At 67.8% G+C, this 15,014-nt stretch carries 16 protein-coding genes; 6 read left to right on the forward strand and 10 right to left on the reverse strand.

Annotated elements, in window-relative coordinates; genetic code table 11:
- The 3 genes from ACWELJ_RS13005 to ACWELJ_RS13015 all read right to left on the reverse strand — a co-directional run bounded on the left by ACWELJ_RS13005 (position 1) and on the right by ACWELJ_RS13015 (position 2,741).
- A complete protein-coding gene (locus ACWELJ_RS13005; RefSeq protein ID WP_452366358.1) occupies positions 1–825 on the reverse strand; it encodes an HNH endonuclease family protein in 825 nt (274 codons plus the stop codon).
- A 244-nt stretch (positions 826–1,069) separates the two neighbouring features.
- Positions 1,070–2,191: an NAD(P)H-dependent flavin oxidoreductase gene (locus tag ACWELJ_RS13010; RefSeq protein ID WP_357081768.1), complete on the reverse strand. Its 1,122-nt coding sequence runs from the start codon at positions 2,189–2,191 to the stop codon at positions 1,070–1,072.
- 139 nt (positions 2,192–2,330) lie between these two features.
- On the reverse strand, positions 2,331–2,741 hold the full coding sequence (locus ACWELJ_RS13015; RefSeq protein ID WP_452366359.1) for an NUDIX hydrolase: 411 nt from the start codon (positions 2,739–2,741) through the stop codon (positions 2,331–2,333).
- A 67-nt stretch (positions 2,742–2,808) separates the two neighbouring features.
- On the opposite strand from ACWELJ_RS13015, the gene ACWELJ_RS13020 reads away from it, so the two are divergent.
- Complete coding sequence (locus ACWELJ_RS13020) at positions 2,809–3,423, forward strand: Uma2 family endonuclease (protein WP_452366360.1); 615 nt, start codon at positions 2,809–2,811, stop codon at positions 3,421–3,423.
- A 325-nt stretch (positions 3,424–3,748) separates the two neighbouring features.
- Entirely contained in the window at positions 3,749–5,002 is a 1,254-nt protein-coding gene (locus tag ACWELJ_RS13025) for an MFS transporter (protein ID WP_452366361.1), read from the forward strand.
- Here ACWELJ_RS13025 and ACWELJ_RS13030 read toward each other — a convergent pair.
- Positions 4,999–6,402 (reverse strand): MFS transporter, encoded by a 1,404-nt coding sequence (locus tag ACWELJ_RS13030; RefSeq protein ID WP_452366362.1) that lies wholly within the window; start codon positions 6,400–6,402, stop codon positions 4,999–5,001. The genes ACWELJ_RS13025 and ACWELJ_RS13030 overlap by 4 nt on opposite strands.
- A gap of 101 nt (positions 6,403–6,503) precedes the next feature.
- On the opposite strand from ACWELJ_RS13030, the gene ACWELJ_RS13035 reads away from it, so the two are divergent.
- Both ACWELJ_RS13035 and ACWELJ_RS13040 read left to right on the forward strand, forming a co-directional pair.
- Entirely contained in the window at positions 6,504–6,980 is a 477-nt protein-coding gene (locus tag ACWELJ_RS13035; RefSeq protein ID WP_452366363.1) for a winged helix-turn-helix transcriptional regulator, read from the forward strand.
- Positions 6,981–7,072: 92 nt separating this feature from the next.
- Complete coding sequence (locus tag ACWELJ_RS13040) at positions 7,073–7,492, forward strand: hypothetical protein (RefSeq protein ID WP_452366364.1); 420 nt, start codon at positions 7,073–7,075, stop codon at positions 7,490–7,492.
- 18 nt (positions 7,493–7,510) lie between these two features.
- Here ACWELJ_RS13040 and ACWELJ_RS13045 read toward each other — a convergent pair whose 3' ends face one another.
- Together ACWELJ_RS13045 and ACWELJ_RS13050 are read right to left on the reverse strand one after the other, a co-directional pair.
- Positions 7,511–8,620 carry a DNA glycosylase AlkZ-like family protein gene (locus ACWELJ_RS13045; protein WP_452366365.1) on the reverse strand — a complete coding sequence of 370 codons (1,110 nt, stop codon included), beginning with the start codon at positions 8,618–8,620 and terminating at the stop codon, positions 7,511–7,513.
- 70 nt (positions 8,621–8,690) lie between these two features.
- Positions 8,691–9,857: a thiolase family protein gene (locus ACWELJ_RS13050; protein WP_452366366.1), complete on the reverse strand. Its 1,167-nt coding sequence runs from the start codon at positions 9,855–9,857 to the stop codon at positions 8,691–8,693.
- A 187-nt stretch (positions 9,858–10,044) separates the two neighbouring features.
- On the opposite strand from ACWELJ_RS13050, the gene ACWELJ_RS13055 reads away from it, so the two are divergent.
- Positions 10,045–10,716 carry a YoaK family protein gene (locus ACWELJ_RS13055; protein ID WP_452366395.1) on the forward strand — a complete coding sequence of 224 codons (672 nt, stop codon included), beginning with the start codon at positions 10,045–10,047 and terminating at the stop codon, positions 10,714–10,716.
- Positions 10,717–10,811: 95 nt separating this feature from the next.
- Positions 10,812–11,399 (forward strand): HdeD family acid-resistance protein, encoded by a 588-nt coding sequence (locus ACWELJ_RS13060; RefSeq protein WP_452366367.1) that lies wholly within the window; start codon positions 10,812–10,814, stop codon positions 11,397–11,399.
- Between the two features lie 72 nt (positions 11,400–11,471).
- Here ACWELJ_RS13060 and ACWELJ_RS13065 read toward each other — a convergent pair whose 3' ends face one another.
- Genes ACWELJ_RS13065 through ACWELJ_RS13080 form a run of 4 tightly spaced genes read right to left on the reverse strand, consistent with a single transcriptional unit; the run spans position 11,472 to position 15,011 of the window.
- Complete coding sequence (locus ACWELJ_RS13065; protein WP_452366368.1) at positions 11,472–12,350, reverse strand: phosphoribulokinase; 879 nt, start codon at positions 12,348–12,350, stop codon at positions 11,472–11,474.
- A gap of 46 nt (positions 12,351–12,396) precedes the next feature.
- Positions 12,397–13,473 carry a class 1 fructose-bisphosphatase gene (locus tag ACWELJ_RS13070; RefSeq protein WP_452366369.1) on the reverse strand — a complete coding sequence of 359 codons (1,077 nt, stop codon included), beginning with the start codon at positions 13,471–13,473 and terminating at the stop codon, positions 12,397–12,399.
- A gap of 16 nt (positions 13,474–13,489) precedes the next feature.
- Positions 13,490–14,563 (reverse strand): AAA family ATPase, encoded by a 1,074-nt coding sequence (locus tag ACWELJ_RS13075; protein WP_452366370.1) that lies wholly within the window; start codon positions 14,561–14,563, stop codon positions 13,490–13,492.
- 25 nt (positions 14,564–14,588) lie between these two features.
- Positions 14,589–15,011 (reverse strand): ribulose bisphosphate carboxylase small subunit, encoded by a 423-nt coding sequence (locus ACWELJ_RS13080; RefSeq protein ID WP_452366371.1) that lies wholly within the window; start codon positions 15,009–15,011, stop codon positions 14,589–14,591.
- Positions 15,012–15,014 lie beyond the last annotated feature (3 nt).

Genomic DNA, 15,014 nt, shown 5'->3' on the forward strand with positions numbered 1-15,014 from the left:
CTATGTGAACTCTCCCTTGCTGATGCAGTCCTTCACCGCTGCCTGCAATGCGGACTGTTCCTTGGTGTCGACGTTCAATCCGTACTTTAGTTTCACCTGGATGTAGTGCCCGATATAGGCGCACCGGAAGTTTCCGGGCGGCAGGTAGCTGGACGGATCCTGGTCGCCCTTGGAACGGTTCGCGGTGGGATCGGAAATCACCAGGTTCAGCGCGTCATTGGCGATATGGCGGCGGGTATCGTCGTCGAGTTTCGCCGCGCCCGACCGCCACGCCTCGGCCAGCGCCACGATGTGGTCGATGTCCAGGCCCGACGAATCGGTGGTCCACTTGTAGGGTTTGAGGGCATTGGTCTTCTTGTCCATGACCCCGTACTGGTCGCGCCAGCCCGCGGTGGCGCCGAGGCCGCTGAATTTGCAGCTGCTCGGATCCAGTTTCACCGGTCCGGTAGCGTCGCGTATCAGCACCACTTCGCGGGTGGTGCAACGGCTGTATTGCGCGAAGCTGTCACCGAATCCGTGCTCGGGTTTCTCGGTGTCCCAGTGCGGGAAGCGCTCACGCGAGTACCCGGTCATCGGTAGTTCGTCGGCCACTTTGAGTTTGCCCAGCAGCGCGTTGATCTCCTTGGCCGATCCGGCCGGCTGCGCGCCGCGATCGGGAATCGGCGGGCCGCTCGATTCCGGTTTGTCTGTGCCGCCGCGCTTTTCGAGGATGGTGATGGCGACCGCCAGCGCGACCACGATCAATAGCGACACGACCGCTTGCAGCAGTCGGCGCTGGGCCGGGGATAGGCGATCCGACAGGCGTAATGGATTTGTGCGCAACATATCCCGCAAACCTTCGCAATCGGCGACCCGAATCGGCAAGTCGCACGTGAGGTTCGGAGACCTGTGTCACACCCACCGCACTCTCCATGGTCGGTCCCGCGAAGATCGAAAACAATGGCGGCGCAGCCCTTCCCGCGCCGCCACCTGCGGAAATGCGACGGCGCGCCGGGTAATAGCTACCCGGCGCGCCGAATTGTCCTGAGAATCAGGCCCTGTGTTCGTCCTGAGGATCAGGCGGTGTGGATCAGGCGTTGTTCAGCTTGTTCAGGCGCTCGCACGCCTCGAGGTACTCGCTGATGAGGCGCTGCACCACATCCGCGGAGCGCTCCATCTTGTTCATCATGCCGACCACCTGGCCGACCGGGTTGAAGTTCACGTCCTTGGCCTGCTCGGGGTAGCGGTGGCCGCGCTTGACACCGTCGAGGGCGACCATCATCTGCAGCGGCATGCCGAGCGGGTTCGGGGTGTCCTCGGCCTCCCAGGCCTCGGTCCAGTCGTTCTTGAGCATGCGGCACGGCTTGCCGGTCCACGAGCGCGAACGCACGGTGTCGGAGCTGGTGGCGTCGATGTAGGTCTGCATCTGCGCGGGCGGCACATTGGCCTCCTCGACGGTCAGCCACAGCGAGCCGGTCCACGCGCCCGCCGCACCCATGGCCAGGGCCGCCGCGACCTGACGGCCGTCGCCGATGCCACCGGCCGCGAGCGCCGGCATGTCGCCGATCGCGTCGATGACCTGCGGCCACAGCACCACCGAGGAGATCTCGCCGCAGTGGCCGCCGCCCTCGGTGCCCTGCATGACCACGAAGTCCAGCCCGGCGTTCTTGTGGTTCATGGCGTGCTTGACCGAACCGCACAGCGCGCCGATCAGGCGGCCGGAGTCCTGGATCTGCTTGATCACGTCGTCGGGCGGGGTGCCCAGCGCGTTGGCGACCAGCTTGGCCTTGGGGTGGTTGAGGATGACCTCGATCTGCGGGGCGACCGTGGTGGCGGTCCAGCCCAGCAGCTGGTTGTGCTTCTCCTCCGGCGGCAGGTGCGGCACGCCGTGGTCGTTGAGGATCTTCTCGGCGAAGTCGCGGTGGCCCTGCGGGACCAGCTTGGCCAGCTGGGCTTCCAGCTCCTCGGGGCTCAGGCCCTCGACGCCCTTGCCCTCGTACTTCGACGGGATGACCAGGTCGACGCCGTAGACGCCCTGCACGTGCTCGTCGAGCCACTGCAGCTCGACCTCGAGCTGCTCGGCGGTGAACCCGACCGCGCCGAGCACACCGAGACCGCCCGCGTTGCTGACCGCGGCGGCCACGTCGCGGCAGTGGGTGAAGGCGAAGATGGGCACGTCGATGCCGAGGCGATCACAGATCTCGGTACGCATGGTGTGGTGGGCTCCTCTGAACTTTCCGGCACTGGAAATGTTGTGCCCACCACACTAGAACATGTTCTACATTCGGACCAGTCTTCCGATGCCTACCTCTTGGGCACCGTCAACAACATGTTCTAGTTGCCGGGACGGCTCAGTCGTGCGCGAGCAGTCCGTCGGCGTGTAGATCGTCGAAAAGGAGCTGGTCCACGGGCGGTACGTGCGGCCGATCGGCGAAGCTGAACCAGGCGATCTCCTCGATCTCGCTGCTGACCGTGATGTCGCCCGAATACTCGGCGGTATAGCAGGCCATGCGCACGACGGCGTCGGGGATCACCGCCTCGTAGTTGCCTACATGGGCGACCGTCTCCGGCGCGATCTCGACGGTCAGCTCCTCGCGGATCTCACGCACCAGCGTCTGCAGATCCGTCTCCGCCCCTTCACGTTTGCCGCCCGGGATGTAGAAGACGTCCTTGCCGCTGGGCCGCGCGCACAAGATCCTCCCGTCCTCGATCCGCACCCACGCCACCGTGTCGATCAGCCGCTGCTCCCGTTCCGTCCGCATTCGCGCACGATAGCGCGCGCCGTGCCGACGCTCCGGTTTGCGGCGTCGGCGGGGGTACGCTGTCGGCATGTCAAAGCCCGGCCAGGAGCCGCCTCGACTCGTGACGGTCGAGGAGTTTCTTGCTGGGCCTGCCGATGCTTTCGGCGAGATTCACGACGGTGTGATGCTCGAATGTATGGCACAGAGCCCGGTACACGATCGGGTCGTGCACCGGCTCAGGTCCGCACTCGAGTACGCGATCGACCCGGACGGGCCTTGCCGGGAGGTGCACAGTGATACACCGATGCGACTGGCCGACAACGATCACGGTGACCCGCGACGGCGATTGCGGGCACGCTATCCGGACCTGATCCTGCGGGATTGCTCCGACGGCCCTTACGAGGTGGGGCATGTCGCCGACCAGACGCTGCTGGTTGTCGAGGTGACATCGGATAGCACGATCGATGACGATATCGGCATCAAACGCGAATTGTATGCTCGCGCAGGCATTCCGGTGTATCTGATCATCCATTTCGACAAGGACTGGCAGCAGATCAGCGTGATCGAGGAGCTGCGGCTGGATTGGTCGGGCCGGCGGTACGTCGGCTGGAACAAGCACACCGAAGCACTGGTGCTGACCGAGCCGGTCAAGGTCGCGGTGATGTTCGAGGATCTCCAGAGCCAGCTTCCGCGCCGCTGGTAGGGGTACTTACTGTGAGCGCGGTGGGAACGGCTGCCCACTGATGATGAGTTCGGTCCAATAGGGCGTCCAGGTGAACGATTTTGTATTTCTCCGGTGCCGCAATACCTTTGGGGACTTTGCCGATCGGTCGAAAACCTTGGCTGCCACCTGACACGAGCCCGCGTCCGCGGCTGTGACGAAGACATGCATACTGGCCGGATCCACCGGCATCCCTGTACTTCCGCGGCATTCGGGCGTGGCTTGCCGGCAGATTCGTTGTTTGATCTCGCATCCACAGCTTGGATGACCTCTGTCGATGGTGAGACGTTCGGAGGGACGGAGTGTGATGGCCAGACGAGCGCTGGGACGCGAGTTCGGTTGGCTGTGGGCGTCCTACGCGGTCAGCGCGTACGGGTCGGGCCTGGGCTTCGGCGCGCTGCCGCTGATCGCCGTCACCGTCCTGCATGCCGGCCCCGTTCAGGTCTCCACGCTGGCGGCCGTCGGGCCTGCGGTCGGCGCGCTGATCGCCCTGCCGCTCGGTCCCTGGGTGGAGTTCCAGCCCAAGCGCCCGGTGATGATCGCGATGGACCTGGCGCGATTCGCGATCATGCTGAGCATTCCGATCGCCTACGCCCTCGGCCGTCTCGGGTTCGCCCAGTTGCTGGTCGTCGCGGTGGTCGTCGCCGCGGCCAAGATCGCCTTCGGCGCGGCGAGCGGCGCGTACCTGAAGTCCCTCGTCCGCCCGGACGACCTGCTCGTCGCCAACGCGCGCTTCGAATCGACCAATTGGAGTTCCATCGCCATCGGACCTCCGCTGGGTGGCGCGGCGATCGGCGTGTTCGGTCCGGTCGTCACCGTGCTCGCCGACGCGGTCAGCTATCTGCTGTCGGCCCTGGCCGTCACCTCGATCCGCGGCAACGAACAACGCCCCCACCGCGACAGCGCGAGCGGTCTCCGAACCGCCGACCTCCTCGAAGGCTGGCGGCACCTGCTGAGCCATCCCGGGCTGCGGTCGCTCTATCTGAACCAGCTGCTCGTCAGCGGCTTGATCATGGCCACCGAGCCATTGCTCGCCGTCCTGCTGCTCCGCGAACTCGGGTTCAGCCCTTGGCAATACGGCCTGGCCTTCGCCGCCCCCTGCCTCGGCGGCCTCATCGGCTCCCGCCTGGCGAGCCGGGTGGTGGCCCGCTACGGCCAGTTTCGGGTGTTGCGCAGGGTCGGCGCCCTGCGCGCCATCTGGCTGATCGGCCTGGTCTTCGTCCAGCCCGGCGTCCTCGGTCTCGTGACGGTGATCGTGGTCGAGCTCGCGATCATCATCAATATGAGCCTCTACACGCCGGTGCTGGCCACCTATCGGCTCGAGCACACGCCGAAAGACCTTGTCGCCCGCACCCTCTCGGCGTGGTCGATCGGCAGCGGCCTCGCCATCGCCGGGCTCAGCGCGCTCGGCGGGCTTCTCGCGGGCGTGACCAGCCCACGCACGGCCATCGCGGTCGCGGGCCTGCTGATCCTGGCGAGCCCGCTGCTCCTCCCCCGCGCGCAGGGCCCGGGCGGCGTCAGCGGCCCGGGCCTCCCCGCAACAGCGCGGTCACGGGCCTAGCCAGAGGTGGCGGCAGGCTTGGGCATTCGCACGACCAAGCCCAGCGCTCCCGCGGCGACGGACACGGCCGCGATGACGTACCAGGCGTGCTGGAACGCATGCAGCGTCGCCGGTCCGCCGTGGGGTGAGCCCAGCACCGCCACCAGAACCGCTACGCCGATGGCCATTCCGAGCTGGCGGGCCATGGTCAGCACGGCCGACCCGGTCGCGAACTGCTGGGGCGGCAGGCCCGAGGTGCCGGCGGCGGTGCCGGTCGGCAGGGTCAGGCCGACGCCCAGTCCGGTCAGCAGCATGCCGGCGAGGAATCCGCTCGCGTAATTGGCATGCGGTGCGACGGCCTGGGCCCACCAGATGATTCCGGCCGCGAAGGCCACGCCGCCGAGAGCGAGGACCCGGCCGACGCCCACCCGGGCGATGAAGGGTCCCGCCGCGATCGCGACGACCGGCACGACCAGGGGGCCGGGCGCGATGCCGAGGCCGGTCTTCAGCGCGGACCAGCCCCAGACGTTCTGCATCCAGAGCACCGCCGAGAGCAGCATGCCCGCGAAGGCGAAGTTGAACAGCAGGGAATTGCCGAGTACGACAGTGAAATTCGGGACGCGCAGCAGCCCCGGGTCGACGACGGGGCTGTGATGACGGCGTGAGGAGAACACGAAGACCACGGCGAAGACGATGGTCGCCGCGACCGCGCCGAGCACGCCGGCGGATCCCCAGCCCCAGTCCTGCCCCTTCACCACGGCCAGGATGAGCGAGCCCACCGAAGCGATCAGCGAGAGTGCGCCGACCCCGTCGGGCAGCGGGCCGCCGGTGCCTGCGGGCCGCGGCAGCAGCCGGACACCGACCAGCAGGGCGATGAGCCCCAGCGGCACGTTCACCAGAAACACCCAGCGCCAATGCAGTTCGACCAGCAGCCCGCCGAGCACCGGGCCCAGCGCCGCGCCCAGGCCGCCGAAGGCCACCCACAGCCGCACCGCCGTCGCCCGCCGCTCGGCCGGTGTCGCGGCCAGCAGCAGGCCGAGTGAGGACGGCGTGAGCAGCGCCGCGCCGGCGGCTTGGACCACCCGGAACGCGACCAGCGCTGCGGTGCCCGGGGCCACCGCGCACAATGCCGACCCGAGCACGAAGACCCCGAGACCGGTCAGGAAGGTCGTCTTGTGCCCGTTGCGGTCGCCCAGACGTCCCGCCGGCACCAGCAGTGCCGCGTAGACGATCGCGTACGCGTTGAGCACCCACGAGAGCCCCGAGATCCGCGCGCCCGAGAAGTCCTCGGCTATCCGCGGCAGCGCCACATTGACGATGAACAGATCCAGGCTGGACAGCAGCACGGCCACCGCGACGATGCCGAGCACCACCCGCGAATCGACCGCCCGTCGCTCCTCCTGCGTGATAACAGCATTCATCGCTCTCCCCCAGGTGCCGGGGCCTCGAGCCCAGTGAGTTGCATCATGCGACTGACCATAAGGTAGTGAGTCGCTTCAAGCAACCGACTATGCTGTGGGGCATGCGGCGAACCAGCTTCGAGGACATGAACTGCTCCATCGCCCAATGCCTGGAGGTGGTCGGCGAGTGGTGGACGCTGCTGATCGTGCGGGATGCCCTGTTCGGGGTGACCCGCTTCGACGACTTCCGCTCCCGCCTCGGCATCGCCCGCAATGTGCTCACCCAGCGCCTGGAACACCTTGTCGAGCAAGGAGTCCTGGAGAAGACCCCCTACCAGGACAATCCGGTCCGCTACGACTACCGCCTCACCGGCAAGGGCCGCGCCCTGTGGACGATCCTCGCCGCCATGCGGCAATGGGGTGACGAATGGGCCGCCCCCGACGGCCCGCCGATCGAAGCCGTCCACACCGGCTGCGGCCACACCATGACCGTCCAGCCCGCGTGCTCGGAATGCGGTGCGCCCGTCGCCTCGAAAGACCTGCGCCTGCGATTGGGTCCGGGCGCCCATGACCCGGACCTGCTGCCCGCTCGCCGCTGAGGCCTGAACCCCGCCGGTCCCGGGGTATCTTTGCATCGCGGTGTTCTGGTTCCTGAGCTGGTTCCCGCGGCAGCGGAAGAAAGGTGGTGGCGGTGCGTCCCGCAGAACCGAGTGATTCCACCCGGCCGAGCCCGGAGACCGTGCTGGCGGTCGGCGGCTGGCATCCGCGGCATTCGCGCGTGCTGGCCCTGGCCGGCAACGGTGAGTTCGCGTTCGCGCTGGTCGACACCAATGGCGACGGCTCGGAGATCGACCTCGACGAGCTGATCCTCGACGCCGGCGAATGGCGGGCCGGGATGAGCGTCGGCGCGGGCGAATTCATCGCGGTGGGCAGTCGAGGCTCGGTCTACGTGCTCGGCTACGGCTCGAATACGAGCGGCGTGCGGTGGGCCTACGGCCGCGCCGATCGCCCGGGCGCGGCCGAGGTCGAGGTGGAGGGGCGCGAGATCACCGTCACCGTCGCCGACAGCGGGTGGTGGGTGTGGGTCGATCCGGTCGTCGAATCGAACTGAACCGCACCGCCATCGGAGTCAGGCGGCCCGCACGCCCGTGATCCGCTGCCCGACGGCCTCGGCGAGTCTCGGCAGCTGAGCGGTGATCTCGGCGGTCGGCGTCGGCGCGTCGTCGAACATGGACACGACGAGGACGCCGTCCTCGACCTCCCAGGTTCCCGCGATCCGGCCGCCGATCAGCACCAGCGGCGAGATCCAGCCGGCGGTGCGGCTGACCTTGGCGCGGTGGTCGCCCGGCAGCAGGACGGCGTCGCCGGTGCCGGGGCCCAGCACGTACTGGTCGAACTGGCCGAGCAGATGCACCGCGGCGGTCGGCTTCGTCTGCGCCAGCTCGTCGAGGTGCTCGGTCGGGAAGTAGCCGCGGCGGCCCTCGACCTCGATCTCGGTCAATTCGTTCCCGAGCGCCGAGAACCAGCGGCGCACAGTCGTTTTGCCGAGAAACCCCCGGGTCAGCCAGGTGTTGAAGATCTCCGGCGAGGCCGGGCCGTACGCGCCGAGATACGCGCGGATCACCGTGGGCGCGGCGTCGTCGGGCTCCGGGATCCCGGCCCACCCGGGTATCACGTGCGCGGGATTGGTGAAGGTGACCGAGGTGCCGCGCGCCGGGCCGTAGCAGAGCGCACCTTGCCAGGCCAGCGGCTTGAGCATCGACCCCCAGCCCGAGCGCAGGTGCTGCTCCAGCGGCTGGAAGCGGGGTTCGGCGATCAACGCCGACACCAGCTCGTCCCGGGTGAGCACCTGACCGTCGAGAATCGCGCCGACCGCTTTCACCAGCGCGGCCACGTCGGCGGGCGTCGCCCCGGAGGCCTTGGTCCACGCCAGCTTCTCCCAGGTCCGCGCCGAGGCCATGAGCGAGAGCGCCGCCGCGCCCTGCTCCGGCGTCATCGCGTGCAGCGTGCCGCGCATGGCCCAGGTCTTGAGCAGGGTCCCCGCCCCCAGCGCCGCGACCACCGCGCCGGGCTGTCCCGCTGAACGCCGCAGCGCCACAGCCGTTTCCGCGGCCGAGGTCACCTGTGCCTGTACCCCGCACAGCCGTTCGGCCACGGCCACCGCGTCCGCCTTCGTCGGCCGATCCACGAACTGCCGCCGCACCCGCCAGGCGAACACCTGCTCCCACGAAACCCGCACCGCGCCTCCAACACCCGCTCGATCGCAATCGGCCACAGCATACGACCGGGGACCGACGCGATCGGTGATCTCAGAGGCGCTCGATGATGGTGGCGTTGGCCAGGCCGCCCGCCTCGCACATGGTCATCAGGCCGTAGCGGCCGCCGGTCTGCTCGAGGTGGTTGAGCATGGTGGCCAGGATGCGACCGCCGGACGCGCCGAGCGGGTGGCCCAGGGCGATCGCGCCGCCGCGCGGGTTGAGCTTGGCCGGGTCCGCGCCGAGTTCCCGCGCCCACACCAGCGGCACCGGCGCGAAGGCCTCGTTCACCTCGTAGACGTCGATGTCGTCGATGGACAGTCCGGCGCGCGCCAGTACCTTGCGGGTGGCCGGGATGACGGCGGTGAGCATGAGCAGCGGGTCGTCGCCGGTGACGGCGAAGGAGTGGAAGCGGGCGCGCGGCTTCAGCCCGAGCCGCGCGGCCTTCTCCTCGCTCATGATGAGCGCGGCGGAGGCGCCATCGGTCAGCGGCGAGGAGTTGCCCGGGGTGATCGACCATTCGATCTCCGGGAAACGGGCCTCGAATTCGGCATCGGTGAAGGCGGGCTTCAGCCCGGCCAGGCCCTCGACGGTCGTGGTGGCGCGAATGGTCTCGTCAGCGGTGATCGTGCCCGCGGGCACCAGTTCGTTGTCGAAGCCCCCGGCCGCGGCGGTGGCGGCGGCCGACCGGTGCGAGCGCGCCGCGAACTCGTCGAGGGCGGTCCGGTCCAGCTTCCAGCGCGCGGCCAGCACCTCGGCCGAGATGCCCTGCTGCACAAGGCCGTCCGGGTAGCGGTGCGCGATCGGGCCGCGGTTGGCGTCCTGGCCCTGGGCATTGGAGAACATGGGCACCCGCGACATGGACTCCACGCCGCACGCGATGGCGATGTCGTAGGCCCCGGCCATGACACCCTGCGCGGCGAAATGGGCGGCCTGCTGTGAGGATCCGCACTGCCGGTCCACCGTCGTGGCGGGCACCGCTTCCGGGAAGCCGGCCGCGAGCACCGCGGTGCGGGAGATATTGAACGCCTGCTCACCACTCTGGGTGACGCAACCGCCGATCACATCGTCGACGAGCGCGGGATCGATTCCGGTGCGCTCGACCAGGCTGCCCAGCACGCCGGCGAGCAGTGTGGCCGGATGGACTTCCGACAGGCCGCCACCGGCTTTCCCCTTTCCGGACGGGGTGCGGATGGCGTCGACGATGACGGCGGAAGTCATGACTTCTCCCTGTTCCCAATGGACGATCCGGATGCGAATTCCGGTTAACATATGCACTGTACCGCACGACCGGCCGTGTCGTCAGTAGCCGGATTTTCAGCCTCCGGGCCACCCCGAATTCGATTGCTAACCTGTTGCTGTGACCACGACCGGCAATCGAACCCACACCCCGTTCTGGGACCTCGAGATGCGGCTGTCCGCCGTGCTGTCGGTGCTGGCCGGATTCATCGGGGCGGCCGCCTACGCCCATTCCGAGGGCTACTTCGTCACCTTCATGACCGGCAATACCGAGCGCGCCATCCTCGGCAATTTCGCCGGTGACTACACCCTGGCGCTGGGTGCGGCCTCGATCATCGTCTGCTTCCTGGCGGGTGTGTTCATCGCCTCGATCTGTCGCCGCTACTGGTGGACCAATCACCCGCACGGCGCGACCATGCTCACCACCGCCGCGTTGGCGGGCGCGGCCATCGTCGACAACATCCTCGACGATCGCGGCATCGGCCTGGCGCCCATCCTCTTCGTCGCGTTCGGCATGGGCGCGCTGAACACCTCGTTCGTGAAGAACGGCGAGGTGTCGATCCCGGTCAGTTACGTCACCGGCACCCTGGTGAAATTCGCGCAGGGCATCGAACGGCACGCTTTCGGCGGCGGCAGCGTCCGCGACTGGCTGGGCTATGCGACGCAATACCTTTCGTTCGGTATGGGCGCGCTCATCGGCGGGCTGGTGGCGGTGGTGGTGGACGGCGCCTACATGCTCAACGCCGCGTTCCTGGGGTCACTGCTGGTGGCCTCCTATACCTGGCGAGCCGACATCCGCTGGGTGCGCCGCACCGTTCGCCGGGCCATCGACGAGGGCTGAACCGCGCCGACGCCGCGCGACACGGGCAGGTCACAGCCACGCAACACATGGATAATTGACCGCAAATGCGGCGAACTGGTCATATTCTGCAAAACATGACAACCAGCAAAGAGGGAGTTTTCGAGGGGCCGGTTCAAACACTGGCCCGCAGCGCGTGGCAGTCGATCCTGGTCACCGGCATTCTCTCGGTGGTGCTGGGCATCCTGATCCTGGTCTGGCCCGGACCGACCCTGGTGGTCGCCGGTGTCCTGTTCGGTATCTACCTGCTCGTGTCCGGCGTCTTCCAGCTGATCGCGGCGTTCGGTCTGCATGTCAGCGCCTGGATGCGGGTGCTGTCGTTCATCACCGCCATCCTGTCGTTCATCCTGGGCTTCTTCTGCTTCCGCAACGAGTTCCAGGCGATCGGCCTGCTGGCGCTGTGGATCGGCATCACCTGGATCTTCCGCGGCACCGCGGTGCTGGTGGCCGCGATGTCGGACAGCGCGGTCCCGGGCCGGGGCTGGCAGATCCTGTTCGGCATCCTGCTCATCGTCGGTGGCGGTCTGCTGATCGTGGAGCCGTTCCGCTCCATCACCACCCTCGTGGTCGTGGTCGGCTGCTGGCTGATCGTGATCGGCATCTTCGAGGTCATCTCGGCATTCCAGGTCAAGAGCACGGCCAAGCACGTCGCGGCGAACCTATAACCCTTCCACGGCGTGAATGGCGGTCGCCCCGGAATCGGGGTGGCCGCCATTCACGTTGTCGGGCGGATCTTCTCAGCGCAGCCGCTTGGGCCGCTTGTCCATCAGCCGCAGGATCAGCGGCGTGAAGATGAGCTGCATGGCCAGATCCATCTTCCCGCCCGGCACCACGATGCTGTTGGGCCGCGACATGAACGAATCGTGCAGCATCGACAGCAGATACGGGAAGTCGATCACCTTCGGGTCGGCGAAGCGGATCACCACGAAACTCTCGTCCGCGGTCGGAATGGTCCGGGCGGTGAAGGGATTCGAGGTGTCGACCGTCGGGACCCGCTGGAAGTTCACATAGGTCCGCGAGAACTGCGGGCAGATGTGTTTCACGTAGTCGGGCATGCGCCGCAGAATGGTGTCGATGATGGCCTCGCTGGAGTAGCCGCGTTCGGTCTTGTCGCGGTGCACCTTCTGAATCCACTCCAGATTGATGATCGGCACCACGCCCACCAGCAGGTCGGTGTATCGCCCGACATCGACGTCCTCGCCCACCGCGGCCCCGTGCAGGCCCTCGTAGAACAGCAGGTCGCTGCCCGGCGGCAGTTCCACCCACGGCGTGAAGGTGCCCGCGGGCTGCCCGTAGGGTTTGGCCTCCTCGTCGTCGTGCAGGTAGCGGCGCACCGCCCCGACGCCGGTTTCCCCGTAATCGCGGAACAGCGTCTCGAGTTCGGGGAGCAGATTCGCCTCCGGCCCGAAATGCGAGAACGTCAGATTGCGCTGCTGTTCGGCCTCGGCCATGGCCATCTTCATCTCGTTGCGGTCGAAGCGATGGAACGAATCCCCTTCCACGATGGCCGCGTTGATTCCCTCGCGGCGGAATATCTCCTGGAAGGTTCGCGTGACGCTGGTCGTCCCCGCACCGGACGACCCGGTGATCGCGACCACGGGATGTTTGACCGACATGGCACCTCCTCGATTGCCGGACAGCGGGTTTCGCGCGCCCGGCCGTTCAATGACGGGCCGCGCGGAACAGGGAGCGGGAACCGAAGAGCGAGGCGTCGAAGCTGGGACCTTCCTCCGGTTCGCGGTGATAGCGCTCGATCCGCTCGACCTCGTTGCGGGAGCCGAAGATGAACGGCACCCGCTGATGCAGTTCCTCGGGCCGCACGTCCAGCACGCGTTCGTGCCCCGTGGAGGCCGCGCCTCCGGCCTGCTCTACCACGAAGGCGATCGGATTGGCCCCGTAGAGCAGCGAGACCCGGCCCGGCCGTTCGGGATTGCGGGTGTCGCGCGGATACATGTAGAGCCCGCCGCGGGTGAGGATGTGGAAGGTGTCGGCCACCAGCGAGGCGACCCAGCGCATATTGAAATCGCGCCCGCGCGGCCCGTCGAGCCCCTCCAGGCATTCGTGAACATACCGGCGCACCGGCCGCTCCCAGAACCGCTCGTTGGCGGCGTTGATCGCGAAACCGGAGGTGTCGTCGGGGATGCGCATGCGCGGATGGGTGAGCACGAACGCGCCCACCTCGCGGTCGAGGGTGAATCCGTCCACGCCGTTGCCGGTGGTCAGCACCAGCATGGTCGCGGGACCGTAGAGGGTGAAGCCCGCGCACACCTGCTGCACCCCCGGCTGCAGGAAGTCCGCGGACGTGGGCTCGCGGCCGTGCTCGGGGGCGCGCAGCACGCTGAAGATCGTTCCCACCGGCAGATTCACATCGATATTGCTCGAACCGTCCAGCGGATCGAAGACCAGCAGATACTTGCCGCGCCGGTATTCGCTGGGCACTGGGTGCGGGTCGCGCATCTGCTCGGAGGCCAGCGCCGCCAGCGGCCCGGTCCACTGACTCTCGGCCACCATGATGTCGTTGGCGATGGCATCCATCTTGCGGTGCACGGTGACCGGCAGATTGGTGGCATCGGCGGCACCCAGCGAGCCGACGATGGCTCCCCGGGTGACCTGGTTCGCGATGATCTTGGTGGCGGTGGCGAGCACATTGAGCAGCGCCGAGAACTCTCCGGACGCGCCGGGCTGCCGATGCTCGGACTCGATGGTGTAGCGGGTCAGGGTCTTCAATCCTTCGGGCACAATCCCTCTCATTCCCTCATGGAGACGCCCCCTCGTCGGCGAGGGCGTCCGTGAACACACTGCTGCCGAGGACGTCGCTGTCCGTCAGGGTGATCAGATCCGTGCGGCCGACCGGCCGCCGCAGTTCGACCAGGCGTTTGGCCTGGCGCAGCCGGCAGCGGTCGAGGGCATTGCGCACGCTGCGGGCATTGGCGAAGCGGGGGCGGGCCATGCGCAGCTCCAGATAGCGCGAGAAGGCTTGCGCGGCTTCGGGATCGAAGCGGAAGTTCTCCTGGCGCACCATGAGCTCGGCGATGGCCAGCAGCTCGTCGTGGGTGTAGTCGGGGAACTCGATGTGGTGGGCCACCCGGGAGGACAGGCCGGGATTGGCGGAGAAGAAGGTGTCCATGCGGTCCGGGTAGCCGGCGAAGATGACCACCAGGCTGGTGCGCTCGTTCTCCATCTCCTGCAGCAGGATCTCGATGACCTCCTGCCCGTAGTCGCGCTCGTTCTCGGGGCGGAACAGGTAGTAGGCCTCGTCGATGAACAGCACTCCCCCGGCGGCCTTGGCCAGCGCCTCCTTGGTCTTGGGCGCGGTGTGGCCGATGAACTGGCCGACCAGGTCGTCGCGGGTGACGGTGTGCACCTTGGGTTTACGGATGTACCCCAGCGAGTGCAGCATCTCGGCCATGCGCAGCGCCACGGTGGTCTTGCCGGTGCCGGGGCCGCCGGTGAAGCTCATGTGCATGGTCGGGCGGGTGGCCTGCAGCCCGAAGCGCCGGCGGGCGCGATCGATGAGCAGCAGTGCCGCGATCTCGCGCACCCGGCGTTTGACGTTGGCCAGTCCCACCAGTTCGGCGTCCAGGCGGGTGAGGGTGTCCTCGACGTCCTTGCCCGCGACGTCGGTCGACAGGTCCAGGACGGCGTCGTCGGCCAGCGGTTCCAGGAGGTGGCCGGCCGCCGAATCCTCCGATCGGACAGGCGTGTCGGCGGCCGTACCGCGCAGCGGGCCGGGGCTCGTGGCCCCGGGCCGATGCATCTGGAACCCGCCCGCCGGGCGCCCGGCTGCAGGCTGCCGGCCGTCCGTTGCCGCGGGATGTTCCGCGCTCACGATATCCTCCTGTTCCGAAAGGTGTTCAGCCGCCGTACCTTTGGCCGGTTCGCTGGTCCGACGAGTAGGCGTGGAAGCCGTAGCGCTGGCTGCGGTCCGCGCCCTCGGTGCGGTCGAGGCGGAAGCCGGGTTCGTCGGCCGGGCGCTGCACGATGAAGCTCAGCGCCGTGGTCTGGCGGCCGTAGGAGGCGTCGTAGGCGTTGACGCGAATGTAGTGACGCGGGAACGTGGCCCGGCAGGCGTCGATCTCGGCGAGCACGCCGTCGGGCTCGTCCAGATCGAACAGGGGCAGACCCCACATCTCCCAGTAGTTGTTGCGCGGATGCGGATCGTCGGTGTATTCGATCGACACCGGCCAGTTGTTGAGCAGGGCGTAGCGGACCTGGGCGGCGATCTCGGTGTCGTCGAGGTCCGGCAGGTGCGAGAAGGTGCCTTGGCGCAGATGCATGGT

Source organism: Nocardia sp. NPDC004582, assembly GCF_053602115.1.